We start from the raw sequence: 13,600 nt of genomic DNA, 5'->3' as shown, positions 1-13,600 counted from the left end.
AAGCCGGGCGGTCACCAAGAGACATGAGCATGGCCCGATGCGCGTCGCGATCGTCACCGAGTCGTTCATCCCCTCCACCAACGGAGTGACGAACTCCGTGCTGCGGGTCCTGGACCACCTCCGGCTGCGCGGGCACGAGGCGATCGTCGTCTGCCCCGGCCCGGCGCCGCGCCAGTACAACGGCTTCCCGGTCGTCACCGTCCCGTCGTTCAAGTACGGCGGCCTGCAGGTGGGTCTCGTGTCGTCGTCGATCTCGCGGATCCTCGACGCGTTCGACCCGGACGTCCTCCACGCCTCCGCCCCGTTCGGTCTCGGCGCCCAGGCGGTCGCGGAGGCGCGGTGGCGGGGCATCCCCACGGTGGCGGTCTTCCAGACCGACGTGGCCGGCTTCGCGCGCAAGCACGGGCTCGCGGCCACCTCGCCCGCGATCTGGCGGTGGCTGCGCACGGTCCACAACCGGGCCGACGTGACGCTCGCGCCGTCGCGCCCGACGATCGCCGACCTGGAGGACAACGGCATCGAGCGAGTGCGCGAGTGGTCGCGCGGGGTCGACGCCGTCCTGTTCCACCCGCGGCGCCGTTCGACGCCGCAGGTCGCGCGGCTGCGCGAGCGCCTGCTCGACGGCGCGGAGGGTGCGGCCGTCGTGGGGTACGTCGGGCGGCTGGCGTCGGAGAAGCGGGTCGAGCGGCTCGCGAACCTCGGGGGACGCAGCGACGTCCGGCTCCTCGTCGTCGGGGACGGCCCGTCGCGCCCGTCGCTCGAGCGAGCCCTGGGTGCGTCGGCGCACTTCACCGGCAAGCTCTCCGGTGACGAGCTGGCCGACGCCTATGCGGCGCTCGACGTCTTCGTCCACACCGGCATCCACGAGACGTTCGGGCAGACGCTGCAGGAGGCGATGGCCACCGGCGTGCCGGTCGTGGCGCCGGCCTCGGGGGGCCCGCTCGACATCGTCGCCGTGGGGGAGACGGGCTACCTCTACGGTGCGGAGGACGACGACGAGCTCGTCGCCCACGTCGCGCACCTGGCCGGCGACCCCGCGCTGCGCGCACGCATGGGGGAGGCGGGCCGGCGGCGCGTCCTGCCCCGCTCGTGGGAGGCGCTCGGCGACCAGCTGCTCGGTCACTACGAGGACGCGATCGACGCCGCCCGGCCCACCTCGCGGTCCTCGAGGCTGGCCGGGCTCTTCCGCTAGACCCCGGGCGCAGGGGCACCGCTCGCGCGGCCCGTGGTGGCGCTCGGCGGGTGCGACACCGAGCGACCGGTGCTGCTCTCCCGACCCGTGGTGGCGCTGGTCGGCTGCGACGTCGCCGGCCGCGAGAGACGACGAAGGGGCCCCCGGAGGGGCCCCTGTCGATCGTCGGTCCGCCGCGCGGCGGGACGAGTCAGAGCGCGGAGACCTGCTTCGCGAGCTTCGACTTGCGGTTCGCGGCCTGGTTGGCGTGGATGACGCCCTTCGAGGCGGCCTTGTCGAGCTTGCGGGAGGCGGCGGCGAGCGTGGTGCCGGCCTTCTCCTTGTCGCCGGCCGCGATGGCCTCGCGGACGCGACGCACGTGGGTGCGCAGCTCCGTCTTGACGGCCCGGTTGCGCACGCGTGCCTTCTCGTTGGTCAGGTTGCGCTTCTTCTGCGACTTGATGTTCGCCACGTGGATGATCCTTCGGTTCGGCTGATGCGTGCCCGCCGCGGCGGGAGTGCTGACGATCGGTCGGGGCCGTCCGGGCGAGCGGGCGCCGACGGATCCCCTGGTCGTCGCCGAGAGGGGGGCTCCGACCCAGCGGCCCAGCCTACCAGCGGGGTCGTGTGCCGTCAGCGGTGGTCAGTACCTCGACTCAAGGGCATGGGTCACACGTTCGTACATGCGTCGGTCGAGGGCGGCGCCCTCGCGGCGGACCGCGTCGTGAGGCAGGCGGAGCAAGCGGTCGAGCCGCACCTCCGAGTCTCGGCCCTGACCGTCCCAGGCGCCGGTACCGACGTCGATCCACGACCGGCCGTGCCGGTCGGTGTGCACGCCGCCCTCGGCGCGGTCCTTCGACGTCATCTGTGCGCCGAGCAGGTCGCCGTCGAGCCGCGCGAGCACGAGCACGGGCCGGTCCTTGCCCCGGCCGTCCTCCTCGTCGTACGGCACCCACGCCCACACGACCTCGCCCGGGTCGGCGCGGTCGTCGCGCCGCGGGTCGTAGGCGAGCTCCGGAAGGCCGAGCCGGTCGACGTCGTAGGCGACGGCCACGTCCAGCCGCCGCTGCTCCGCCCGGCCGGCGTCGTACGCCGACCGGGCACCGTCCGAGCCGGCGCCGGCCCGTGCCGAGCCCGTGCCGTCCCGTCCGCCGGGCCGGGAACCGACGCCGCTCCCACCGGCGCCGCCGCGCCCGGCACGCCGGTCGTCGTCGCGTCGAGCTCCGCCGCGTCCGGCGGGGCCCGCGCCCCCGGACCGGCCGCGCAGGCGCTGCTCGAGGCGGCGTCTGCCCTCGGTGGCGACGTCGTGGGCGACGGAGCGGGCGAGGCGGCCGAGTCGGCTGGCGATGCTCATGCAGCGGAGCCTACGTGTGAGCCGCTGCACGCCAGCACATACGATCGGGTCATGACCGATCTCTTCGACGGGTACCCGCCGGGCGCGGCATGGGACGAGATGATCGACGGCTCGGAGGTCAACGCGCCCTACCGGCCGGTCCATGAGGCACTGACGGAGCTGAGCACCGAGGAGCTCGCCGCCCGGTCGGACTCCCTGGCACGCAGCTATCTCGCCCAGGGCATCACGTTCGACTACGGGGGAGAGGAACGGCCGTTCCCGCTCGACACCGTGCCGCGGGTCGTCGCGGCCGAGGAGTGGGACCTGCTGGCCCCGGGCGTCGCGCAGCGCGTCAAGGCGCTGGAGTCCTTCCTCGAAGACGTCTACACCGACCAGCGCGTCATCGACGAGGGCGTGATCCCGCGCCGCGTGGTCGTCACCTCGCAGCACTTCACGCGGGCCGCCATGGGGTTCCGCCCGCCGGGCGGTGTGCGGGTGCACGTCTCCGGGATCGACGTCGTGCGGGACTCCGCGCAGGGCTGGCGGGTCCTGGAGGACAACGTCCGCGTGCCGTCCGGCGTGAGCTACGTGCTGTCCAACCGGCGCGCGATGACGCAGACGTTCCCCGAGCTGTTCGCCGCGCTGCGCGTGCGCCCGGTCGTCGACTACCCCCGCCGACTGCTCGCCGCCCTGACGGCGACGGCACCGGACGGCGTGGACGACCCGACCGTCGTCGTGCTCACGCCGGGCGTCTACAACTCCGCCTACTTCGAGCACTCGCTGCTGGCGCGCCTCATGGGCGTCGAGCTCGTGGAGGGCCGCGACCTGTTCGTCGCCGGCGGGCGCGTGTACATGCGCACCACCTCCGGCAGGCGCCGGGTCGACGTCATCTACCGCCGGGTCGACGACGACTTCCTCGACCCGGTGGTCTTCCGCTCCGACTCCATGCTCGGCTGCCCCGGCCTCATGTCGGTCGCCCGCGCGGGGAACGTGACCATCTCCAACGCCGTGGGCAACGGGGTGGCCGACGACAAGCTCGTCTACACCTACGTCCCCGACCTCATCCGCTTCTACCTCGGGGAGGAGCCCCTGCTGGCGAACGTCGACACGTGGCGCCTCGAGGAGCCCGACGCGCTGGCCGAGGTCCTCGACCGGCTCGACGAGCTCGTGGTCAAGCCGGTCGACGGCTCGGGCGGCAAGGGCATCCTCATCGGCCCCGCGGCCGGCCGCGAGGAGCTCGACGCCGCACGTCGACGCCTCCGGGCGGACCCGCGCGGGTGGATCGCGCAGCCGGTCGTCCAGCTCTCGACCGTGCCGACCATGGTCGAGAGCCGGGCGCGGCCGCGGCACGTCGACCTGCGTCCGTTCGCCGTGCACGGCGGGGAGGACGTCTTCGTCCTGCCCGGCGGCCTGACCCGGGTCGCGCTCCAGGAGGGTCAGCTCGTCGTCAACTCCTCCCAGGGCGGCGGCTCGAAGGACACCTGGGTGGTGGGTGGCCGACCGAGACTGAGGCGACCGCCGGCGGACGCCGGCGAGGAGGAGCGCGCGACGGCTCCCGTGCCGCAGGGCGTCCCGCTGGACTCCGACCGGGAGGGCACGGTGCGCGTGCAGCACGAGCAGCAGCAGCAGTCCGGCCCGACGACGGGGGTGACGACGTGCTGAGCCGCATCGCCGAGTCGCTGTTCTGGATCGGCCGCTACGTGGAGCGCGGGGACGCCACGGCCCGGCTGCTCGACACCCACCTGCAGCTCCTCCTGGAGGACCCGTGGGTCGACGAGGACACCGCCTGCCGCGGCCTGCTGGCGATCATGGGCCAGTCGACGTCGGACGAGGACGAGGTGGCTCGCCGTGACGTCCTGGACCGCCTCGCCTACGACCGGACGTCGCCGGCGTCGATCGCGGGCACCATCTGGTCGGCCCGCGAGGCTGCACGGCGCGCCCGCGAGACGGTCTCCTCGGAGCTGTGGGAGGTCCTCAACCACACGTACAACTCCCAGAAGGACATGGCGCTGCTGCGCTCCGCGCACGACTACTTCGGGTGGGTGCGGCAGCGCAGCGCGATCGTGTCCGGGCTCGTCGACTCGACGATGAGCCGCGGGGAGACGTGGAGCTTCCTCGTGCTCGGACGCTCCCTGGAGCGCGCGGACATGACGGCGCGGCTGGTCGCCACGCGCGCCGTGACGACGGCCGGCGCGCCGGACTGGACGACCCTGCTGCGCTCGACCGGCGCCTTCGAGGCGTTCCTGCGCTCCACGCGCGGGCGGGCCGGGGACCGTCAGGCGGCGCAGTTCCTCCTCGTCGACCGGCTGTTCCCGCGTTCCGTGGTGCACTCGCTGGACCAGGCGGAGCGGTGCCTGGTCGAGCTGCGCAGCACGATCGGCGAGCAGGTGGCCGTGCCGGACGAGGGCGGCAGGATCCTGGGCCGGGCGAGGTCCCGGATCGAGTACATGGCGATGAACGACGTGCAGGAGAACCTGCTCGACGAGATGGAGACGATCCAGGTGGCCTGTCAGAGCGCCGCGGACGCGGTGCGGGCGAAGTTCTTCGTCGGCGAGCCGGCCGCTTGGAAGGGGGAGAGCGCGTGAGCGTCATCCGAGTCGTGCACCGCACGACCTTCAGCTACGACCAGCCGGTCCTCGCCTCATACAACGAGGCGCGCATGCGGCCGGCCGCGACCGCCGGGCAGCGGGTGCTGGACACCGAGCTGCACGTGCCGACCGCGACCCACCTGTCCGCCTACACGGACTACTTCGGCACCACGGTCGACGTCGTTGAGGTGCTCGCGCCGCACGAGACGCTCACGGTGCGCGCCGAGTGCCTCGTCGAGCGCGACCCGGCGCAGCGGTTCGAGGGGGCGTCCTGGGAGGACGTGCGCCGTCCGGAGGCCGTCGACGCGCTCGGGGAGTGGCTCCAGCCCGACCCGGTGACGGACCCGCCCGAGGAGCTCGCCAGGTTCGCGGCCGACGCTGCTGCGCGCCTGGACCCGCAGGACGCCGCGATCGAGATCTGCGAGCACATCGGCGACCGGGTCGAGTACCGCAGCGGCGTGACGTCCGTGCACGGCCTGGCCGCCGACGCGTGGCGGGCGGGCAAGGGCGTGTGCCAGGACATCACGCACCTCGCGCTCGGCGCTCTGCGCTCGGTCGGGATCCCGGCGCGATACGTCTCCGGCTACATCCATCCGGAGAGTGCGCAGGTCGGCGAGCCGGTGCTCGGCGAGTCCCACGCGTGGGTCGAGTTCTCGGCCGGTCGCTGGACGCAGCACGACCCGACCAACCGGACCGACGTCGGCGAGCTGCACGTGCGTGTCGCGCACGGTCGCAGCTATGCCGACGTCTCGCCCCTGCGGGGGGTCTACTCCGGTGGCGGGACGTCGCGGCAGACCGTCGAGGTCCGCACCACCCGGGAGTCGTAGTCCACGAACGAGGGCCGTCGGCTAGTCGGTCGCGGCCTCCGAGCCGGCCTCGCCGGACGTCGACCCGTCGCTGGTGGAGCAGTCGGCGACGATGTCGACCTCGGCGCCCTCGATCGGCGTCTGCGTCATGCCGTCGAAGCCGTCGACGGGTCCGGTGACGGTCCAGACGCCGGCCTCCTCGACGGCGTTCGCCGTCAGCTCCTCGCCGACGCCGGCGCTGGTCATCCACATGATGGGTCCGCCGTCGTCGGGGGACTCGCTCGACTGCACGACGACGGAGGTCAGCTCCTGCTGCTGGAACGAGACGACGGCGGAGAGCTCACCGTGGTCCGGGCTCGTCCCGGCGAGGGAGACGACGAGGCCCTCGTCGTTGCCGAGGCACTCGACGCTGATCTCACCCTCGGCCTCGGCGGTGCCGGCGACGATCCGGTTGGTGCTCGAGGTGTTCGTCACGTGGTCGACGCCCTCGGGCAGCGGGCCGGGGTCGTTCGGCGGGATGGCGCCGCTCGTGGGGACCTCAGGGCGCTCGGTCGCGGACGCGGAGTCCGACTCCGCGCCCGTCCCCGACTCCGAGGTCGTCTCCGGCTCGGCCGTCCCGGTGCCCGACGTGGTCTCGTCGCCGTCCCCTCCGCAGGCGGCGAGCACGGTGGCGAGGGCGAGCGCGGCGGTGAGGGCCGAGGCCCGGCGGCGGAACGTGGCGGGAAGCACCTGGTCTCCTTGAGGTCGGGGAGACGGCCGGTCCGGGAGGACGCCTCCGACCGGACGACGGTACACAGCCCGGGTGTCCGCCGCGGGAACGGCGGACGACCCGGGCATGCTGCCCCGACACCTGCGCGGCGGCGCGTGCTGTCCGGCTGCGCGTGTCGTGCGGCACCGCGTGCTGTGCGGTTGCGCGTGTCGTCGGGCGCCGCGTGCTGTGCGGCTGCGCGCGTCGGCGGGCGCCGCGTCCGGCGCGGTGGGAGCCGCTACGCCTTCTGCACCGTGATGGTCCAGGCGGCGTCGCCGACCCGGTCGAAGTGCGTGACCGGGTAGCCGTTCTCCGCGGCCCACCGCGGGATCGCGTCGGTGGCCTGCGTGCAGTCGAAGTTGATGACGAGGTGGTCGCCGTCGTCCAGGCTCGCCATGGCCTGCTTGGCCTCCACGAGCGGGAAGGGGCAGACCTGGCCGTCGGTCTCGAGCGTCAGTGGCACGGATGTCTCCTGTCGTCGGTGCTGGTGCTGGTGCTGGTGCTGGTGCTGGTTCTCGTTCAGGTGCGGTTGGTTTGGTCGTTGGTCGTTGGTCGTTGGTCGTTGGTCGTTGGTCGTTGGTCGTTGGTCGTTGGTCGTTGGTCGTTGGCCCGTGGTCGGTCGGCAGCTTCGCGCTGCCGCCGGCTCAGGCGTTCGTCAGCACCTTCGCGGTGCCGCCGGTCGACGAGCCCTGATCGCCGCCCGACGCGGCGCTGCCGCGGTGCCGGAGGATGAACAGGTGCGTGGCGGCGCCGGTGCCGAGGATCATGAACACGAGCGAGAGCCAGCCCTGGTAGGAGAACTGGGCGGTGCCCACCATCGCGTTGCCGATCGTGCAGCCGCCGGCGAGCGCGGCGCCGACCCCCATGAGGGCGCCGCCGGAGATCGAGCGCACGAGCGTGGTGGCGTTGGGCACGCGGAGCCGGAACTCGCCCGAACCCTTCGCGGCCAGGAACGCGCCGACGAGGATCCCGAGGACGAGGAAGACGCCCCAGTCCACGAGCTCGACGTCGCCGGTGACGAGGAAGGTGACGACGTTCGCCGACGGCGTCGTGATCCCCAGGCCCGCGGGGCGGTCGGCAGCCGTGCTCAGCGGCCAGGCGACGATGGCGATGATCCCGATGACCACCGCGGTGCCGAAGGCGTGCCACGGCTTCTCGAACAGGACGCGGGCCAGGCCGCTGCGACGCGGCGGCAGGGTGGCGAGCACCGTGCGCGGCTCGGCGGACAGGTGGCGGTACGTGGCGTAGCCGACGGCCGCGACGAGGATCCCGACGAGCCACCAGGGCGAGACGCCGAGCGACTCGTGGACGGAGGTCAGGTTCACCGTCTGCGCGCGGGCGGCGGTCGTGAGGTCCGCGAACGCCCCGTACTTCATGATGGCGGCGAAGCCGGCGTAGAAGATGAGCGCGAACCAGGAGCCGATGAGCCCTTCGCTCGAGCGGTAGAAGGTCCCCGTGGCGCACCCGCCCGCGAGGACGATGGCGAAGCCGAAGATGAAGGCCCCGACGACGGTGGCGACCGGCGCGAGCTCGCCTGCGCCCAGCTGGATGATCCCGGCGGCCTCGAGGGCGAAGATCCCCACGCTCTGCACGGCGACGACGACGAGGAACGCCGTGAGCCATCGCGTCCGTCCGCCGATCCACACGTCCCGGAACGCGCCGGTGACGCAGAATCGCCCACGCTGCATGGCGAAGCCGAGCGCTCCGCCGACGATCAGTCCTGTCAGGATCATGCTGTCCCCCCTGGGTCTCGATGACGCTCGGGACGCTAGGGACGGGAGCGGCCGCCGCGTCGGCGGTGACGACGAGCGTCCAGGATGCGAGACCGGGCGGTTCTTCGGGCGGGTGGCTGCGTCGTCGAGGCGCTGTGCGAGGTGCCCGGACGCACCGGCACGGCCCGCGGCCCGCGAGGCTCCGTGTGCGACGATGGGCCCTCCCGCCCGACCCCGTGAAGGTGAGCAGTGCCCCCGATCCCCGACGAGTCGCAGGCCGCGACGATCCAGCCGGCCGCGACGCCGCCCGCGCAGCTGCGCAACTTCTGCATCATCGCGCACATCGACCACGGCAAGTCGACGCTGGCCGACCGGATGCTCGGCATCACGGGGGTGGTCGCGGACCGTGACATGCGGGCCCAGTACCTCGACCGGATGGACATCGAGCGCGAGCGCGGCATCACCATCAAGTCCCAGGCCGTGCGCATGCCCTGGCAGGTCGACGACACGGCGTACGCGCTCAACATGATCGACACCCCGGGCCACGTGGACTTCTCCTACGAGGTCAACCGGTCGCTCGCCGCCTGCGAGGGCGCCGTGCTGCTCGTCGACGCCGCCCAGGGCATCGAGGCGCAGACGCTCGCCAACCTCTACATGGCGCTCGAGAACGACCTCGCCATCATCCCGGTGCTCAACAAGATCGACCTGCCCGCCGCGCAGCCGGAGAAGTTCGCCGAGGAGCTCGCGAACCTCATCGGCGGCGACCCCGAGGACTGCCTGAAGGTCTCCGGCAAGACGGGCGAGGGCGTCGTCGACCTGCTCGACACGATCGTCCGTGACATCCCGCCCCCGGTGGGGGACGCCGAGGCGCCGGCCCGGGCGATGATCTTCGACTCCGTGTACGACACGTACCGGGGCGTGGTCACGTACGTGCGCGTCGTCGACGGGCGCCTCGACCCGCGCGAGCGCATCTCGATGATGTCGACGGGCTCGACCCACGAGCTCCAGGAGCTCGGCGTGATCTCACCGGACGCGAAGCCGTCGTCGGGCCTGGGGGTCGGCGAGGTCGGCTACCTCATCACGGGCGTGAAGGACGTGCGGCAGTCGAAGGTCGGCGACACGGTGACGACGCACACTCGGGGCGCCGCCGATCCGCTGGCCGGCTACCGCGAGCCGCTGCCCATGGTCTTCTCGGGCCTGTACCCGGTGGACGGCTCGGACTACCCGGCCCTGCGCGAGGCGCTCGACAAGCTCAAGCTCAACGACGCGGCCCTCACCTATGAGCCGGAGACCTCCGTCGCCCTCGGGTTCGGCTTCCGCTGCGGCTTCCTCGGCCTGCTGCACCTGGAGATCGTGCGGGAGCGGCTCGAGCGAGAGTTCGACCTCAACCTCATCTCCACGGCGCCGAACGTCGTCTACGAGGTGGTCCTCGAGAACGGTGACCCGGTGACGGTGACCAACCCGTCGGAGTTCCCGTCGGGGGAGAAGTTCAAGGAGATCTCCGAGCCGATGGTGCGGGGCACGATCCTCACGCCCAGCGAGTTCGTCGGCGCGGTGATGGAGCTGTGCCAGGGCAAGCGCGGAGAGCTGCTGGGCATGGACTACCTCTCGGAGGAGCGGGTCGAGCTGCGGTACCGCCTGCCGCTGGCGGAGATCGTGTTCGACTTCTTCGACCAGCTGAAGTCGAGGACCAAGGGGTACGCGTCGCTCGACTACGACGAGGACGGTCAGGCGCCCTCGGACCTCGTCAAGGTCGACATCCTCCTCAACCACGACCCGGTGGACGCGTTCTCCGCCGTCGTACACAAGGACAAGGCCTACGGCTACGGCGTGGCGATGGTCGGCAAGCTCAAGGAGCTCATCCCGCGTCAGCAGTTCGAGGTGCCGATCCAGGCGGCCGTCGGGTCGCGGATCATCGCGCGCGAGACCATCCGTGCCCTGCGCAAGGACATGCTCGCCAAGTGCTACGGCGGTGACATCTCGCGCAAGCGCAAGCTGCTGGAGAAGCAGAAGGAGGGCAAGAAGCGCATGAAGTCGATCGGACGGGTCGAGGTGCCGCAGGAGGCCTTCGTCGCCGCGCTGCAGACCGACGCGCCCACGGGCAAGAAGTAGGTCGTGGTCGACGATCCTCGGCCGCGGGGCGTGGCCACCGCCTCCCCGCGCGCGCAGGTGCCGCGGCCGGCGGGTGAGCTCGGTCCAGAGCTCGGTCCCGTGGTCCTCACGGACGGTCCCGCGACCGTGGCCGCCGTCTGCTCGGTGGCGCAGCTGTTCCACGTGGGCTCGCGCGGTCTGATGAGCGGCATCGACAAGCGCCCCGTCGACCGTCCGCTCACCGTGCTGCGGCACGGCGTGTGGGGAGACGTGCAGGGCGACCGGGAGAACCACGGCGGCCTGTTCAAGGCCGTGTACGCGTACGCGAGCGAGACCCGTCAGGCGTGGGCCGACGCCGTGGGCACGGAGTACCCGCCGGGGGCGTTCGGGGAGAACCTGGTGACGTCGGGGATCGACGTCGACGAGGCCGTCATCGGGACCCGCTGGCGGGTCGGGACCACGGTGCTGCGGGTGACGTCGCCGCGCACCCCCTGCCGTACGTTCGCCGCCTGGATGGGCGAGCCGGACTGGTCGCGGCGCTTCACCGCGGGCGGGCGCTGCGGGGCGTACCTGGGCGTCGAGGAGACCGGGGAGATCGCTGCCGGCGACGACATTCTCGTGGAGGACGTGCCGGAGCACGGCGTGAGCGTCGGCGACGCCTTCCGCGGGCTGGACGCCGACCGGGCCGGGGCGCTGCTCGACTGGGCCGAGGCGAGCGGGACCGTGCTCTACGAGACGTTGGTGCGGCGGGCGCTCGACGCGCTGAGCCGCGGAGGCCACGAGCGTGAGTTTCCCGGTGAGCTGCGCTCGACCGGCCGCGGCCTCGGCGGGGGCGCGCGGTGACGGGGGACGGCGGGCGCTCGGCGGACAACGGGCGCGCGGTGGCGGGAGTTGCCGGGCGTCACGACGACGGCGGGCGTGCCTCGGTGGCACACTCCGGGCGTCACGACGACGGCGTGCGTACCGAGCCGCCGGTCGCCTCCTCCCGCGGGCCGGGACCGGACCGGACGATGCGCGACGGCGAGCACGGACCCGCGTTCGTCGACGCACGGGTGCGGTCCTTCACCCGACGCGGGACCCGCCTCAAGCCCAGGTTGGCGAAGGTCTGGGAGGAGCGCGGCGACGTCGTGCTGGACGTCCCGATGATGACGGAGACGGGCGTGGCCGACCATGCCCGCCTCGACCTGGACGGGGCCTTCGGGAACGGCCTCACGACGGGAGGCCGCCTCGTGGTCGAGATCGGTTGCGGTGCGGGGGAGCAGATCGTGCACGCCGCGCTCGCCGAGCCCGGCACGCGGTTCCTCGGCCTCGAGGTGTGGCAGCCGGGGCTGGCGCGCACGCTCGCCCGCGTCCTCGACGAGGGGGCGACGAACGTGCGGCTCCTCGGCGTCGACGCCGAGCAGGCCCTGCCGATCCTGCTGCCCGCCGGCTCCGTCGACGAGCTGTGGACCTTCTTCCCCGACCCGTGGCGCAAGTCCAAGCATCACAAGCGACGGATCGTCTCGCCGGAGTTCGCCGCGGTCGTCGCGGGCCTGCTCGCGCCGGGCGGGACCTGGCGCCTGGCGACGGACTGGGCCAACTATGCCCAGCAGATGATCACCGTCCTCGACGCGGCCCCTGCGTTCGAGCTGACGGTCGAGGCAGGGCGGTGGCCCGGGCGCACGCTCACCCGCTTCGAGCGACGCGGCGTCGAGGACGGGCGGGAGGTCACGGACCTCACGGCCGTGCGCCGTCGCGTCGAGGACATGCCCGATGGCTGACCTGCCCCTGGGTGACCCCGCACCCGACGACGGACGACTGCCCGCGAGCGCGGGAACGGGCGCCCAGGAGCGGACGTTGTCCGTCTACCTGCACGTACCGTTCTGCGCCGTGCGTTGCGGGTACTGCGACTTCACGACCTACACGAACGCCGAGCTCGGCGGGGGTGGCTCGGCGGCGGAGTACGCCGGGAACGCCGTGGCGGAGGTCGAGCTCGCGGGCCGCGTGCTCGCCGACCCCGAGCTTGCGGCGTCCGGGATGGTGTCGCGTCCGGCGTCGACCGTCTTCCTTGGTGGTGGCACGCCGACGCGACTGCCGGTCGAGGACCTGGCGCGGATGATCGGTGCCGTGCGGGACACGGTCGGGTTGGCGGACGGTGCCGAGGTGACCACCGAGGCGAACCCCGACTCGGTCGACGCGAGGGCGCTCGAGGACCTGGCGGCCGCCGGCGTCACGCGCGTCTCCTTCGGCATGCAGTCGGCCGTGCCCGAGGTACTGGCGACGCTCGACCGGACCCACGATCCTGCCCGCGTCCCCCGTGCCGTGGCGTGGGCGCGGGAGGCCGGCCTCGACGTGTCGGTCGACCTCATCTACGGCACCCCCGGGGAGAGTGTCGCCGACTGGCGGACCTCCATGGAGGCGGCGCTCGAGATGGAGCCGGACCACGTGTCGGCCTACGCGCTGGTCGTGGAGCGCGGGACGAGGATGGGCGCACAGGTGCGGCGCGGCGAGCTCGTCCTGCCCGACGACGACGACCAGGCCGAGAAGTACGAGCTCGCCGACGCGATGCTCGACGGCGCCGGCTACGGCTGGTACGAGGTGTCGAACTGGGCGCGGGTCGAGCCGGGGGACTCCCCGGAGACCGGGGGGCTCGTCCACGCCAGCCGGCACAACCTCGCCTACTGGCGCGGTGGCGACTGGTGGGGCGTCGGCCCCGGCGCGCACAGCCACGTCGGCGGCGTGCGGTGGTGGAACGGGAAGCACCCCACGCCCTACGCGGCCCGGCTGCGCGAGGGGCTCTCGCCGGCCGTCGGCCGGGAGGTCCTGTCCGACGGGTCGCGCGAGCTCGAGCGGCTGCTCCTGGGGGTCCGGCTCGCCGAGGGTGTCGAGGTCGCCTCGCAGGGGGGCCTCACCCCCGACGACGCCGGCGCGCGCCTCGCCGGGCTCGTCGCCGAGGGACTGTGCGAACCGGGGCCCGCCGCCGAGGGGCGCGCGCGACTCACGCTGCGCGGGCGTCTCCTGGCGGACGCGGTCGTGCGTGAGCTGACCGACTGACAGCGAGCTCCGGGCAGGCGGGCGCGATGCGGCGCGCCCGCGGGTGAGGGCGTTGTCGGTTCACGTCGGGTGATCGGGTACCTGAACGAGGCGGCTCGATGGGCATGCGCGAGCCTGC

Annotated in this window: 13 protein-coding genes; 8 read left to right on the top strand and 5 right to left on the bottom strand. The window is 73.0% G+C overall.

Features of this window, described 5'->3' with window-relative positions; genetic code table 11:
• The first annotated feature begins 37 nt into the window (after positions 1-37).
• Positions 38-1,192, top strand: a complete 1,155-nt coding sequence (locus ACPYO4_RS10050; protein ID WP_425709094.1) for a glycosyltransferase family 4 protein — start codon at positions 38-40, stop codon at positions 1,190-1,192.
• Between the two features lie 190 nt (positions 1,193-1,382).
• On the opposite strand, the gene rpsT is transcribed toward ACPYO4_RS10050, so the two are convergent.
• Both rpsT and ACPYO4_RS10040 read right to left on the bottom strand, forming a co-directional pair.
• Positions 1,383-1,643 carry a 30S ribosomal protein S20 gene (rpsT, locus tag ACPYO4_RS10045; RefSeq protein WP_425709093.1) on the bottom strand — a complete coding sequence of 87 codons (261 nt, stop codon included), beginning with the start codon at positions 1,641-1,643 and terminating at the stop codon, positions 1,383-1,385.
• Between the two features lie 171 nt (positions 1,644-1,814).
• Entirely contained in the window at positions 1,815-2,525 is a 711-nt protein-coding gene (locus ACPYO4_RS10040; protein WP_425709092.1) for a type II toxin-antitoxin system PemK/MazF family toxin, read from the bottom strand.
• Positions 2,526-2,576: 51 nt separating this feature from the next.
• On the opposite strand from ACPYO4_RS10040, the gene ACPYO4_RS10035 reads away from it, so the two are divergent.
• The 3 genes from ACPYO4_RS10035 to ACPYO4_RS10025 are packed head-to-tail and all read left to right on the top strand — an operon-like array spanning position 2,577 to position 5,919.
• Positions 2,577-4,166, top strand: coding sequence for a circularly permuted type 2 ATP-grasp protein (locus ACPYO4_RS10035; protein WP_425709091.1), 1,590 nt, complete (start codon positions 2,577-2,579; stop codon positions 4,164-4,166).
• Positions 4,160-5,089: an alpha-E domain-containing protein gene (locus tag ACPYO4_RS10030; RefSeq protein WP_425709090.1), complete on the top strand. Its 930-nt coding sequence runs from the start codon at positions 4,160-4,162 to the stop codon at positions 5,087-5,089. Before ACPYO4_RS10035 ends, ACPYO4_RS10030 begins: the two co-directional genes overlap by 7 nt.
• Positions 5,086-5,919 carry a transglutaminase family protein gene (locus ACPYO4_RS10025; RefSeq protein WP_425709089.1) on the top strand — a complete coding sequence of 278 codons (834 nt, stop codon included), beginning with the start codon at positions 5,086-5,088 and terminating at the stop codon, positions 5,917-5,919. The genes ACPYO4_RS10030 and ACPYO4_RS10025 overlap by 4 nt, the downstream gene beginning before the upstream one ends.
• A gap of 21 nt (positions 5,920-5,940) precedes the next feature.
• Here ACPYO4_RS10025 and ACPYO4_RS10020 read toward each other — a convergent pair whose 3' ends face one another.
• The 3 genes from ACPYO4_RS10020 to ACPYO4_RS10010 all read right to left on the bottom strand — a co-directional run bounded on the left by ACPYO4_RS10020 (position 5,941) and on the right by ACPYO4_RS10010 (position 8,379).
• On the bottom strand, positions 5,941-6,627 hold the full coding sequence (locus ACPYO4_RS10020; protein ID WP_425709088.1) for a hypothetical protein: 687 nt from the start codon (positions 6,625-6,627) through the stop codon (positions 5,941-5,943).
• Between the two features lie 257 nt (positions 6,628-6,884).
• Positions 6,885-7,109: a sulfurtransferase TusA family protein gene (locus ACPYO4_RS10015; RefSeq protein ID WP_425709087.1), complete on the bottom strand. Its 225-nt coding sequence runs from the start codon at positions 7,107-7,109 to the stop codon at positions 6,885-6,887.
• Positions 7,110-7,290: 181 nt separating this feature from the next.
• Positions 7,291-8,379, bottom strand: coding sequence for a YeeE/YedE family protein (locus tag ACPYO4_RS10010; protein WP_425709086.1), 1,089 nt, complete (start codon positions 8,377-8,379; stop codon positions 7,291-7,293).
• 228 nt (positions 8,380-8,607) lie between these two features.
• Between ACPYO4_RS10010 and lepA the strand changes: the two genes are divergently transcribed.
• From lepA to hemW, 4 genes are all read left to right on the top strand, one after another.
• Positions 8,608-10,470, top strand: a complete 1,863-nt coding sequence (gene lepA / locus ACPYO4_RS10005; protein ID WP_425709085.1) for a translation elongation factor 4 — start codon at positions 8,608-8,610, stop codon at positions 10,468-10,470.
• Positions 10,471-10,473: 3 nt separating this feature from the next.
• Positions 10,474-11,292 carry an MOSC domain-containing protein gene (locus ACPYO4_RS10000; RefSeq protein WP_425709084.1) on the top strand — a complete coding sequence of 273 codons (819 nt, stop codon included), beginning with the start codon at positions 10,474-10,476 and terminating at the stop codon, positions 11,290-11,292.
• A gap of 113 nt (positions 11,293-11,405) precedes the next feature.
• A complete protein-coding gene (gene trmB, locus ACPYO4_RS09995; RefSeq protein ID WP_425709083.1) occupies positions 11,406-12,209 on the top strand; it encodes a tRNA (guanosine(46)-N7)-methyltransferase TrmB in 804 nt (267 codons plus the stop codon).
• The gene (hemW, locus tag ACPYO4_RS09990) at positions 12,202-13,482 is read left to right on the top strand and encodes a radical SAM family heme chaperone HemW (RefSeq protein WP_425709082.1); all 1,281 of its coding nucleotides are present in this window, start codon (positions 12,202-12,204) and stop codon (positions 13,480-13,482) included. Before trmB ends, hemW begins: the two co-directional genes overlap by 8 nt.
• The last annotated feature ends 118 nt before the right edge of the window (positions 13,483-13,600 follow it).

Origin of the sequence: Georgenia sp. Z1491, assembly GCF_049856175.1 — a bacterium.
Taxonomy (GTDB): domain Bacteria; phylum Actinomycetota; class Actinomycetes; order Actinomycetales; family Actinomycetaceae; genus JB111.
Note: the sequence above shows the minus strand (reverse complement) of the source record. Positions and strands in the feature narration are given on the sequence as shown.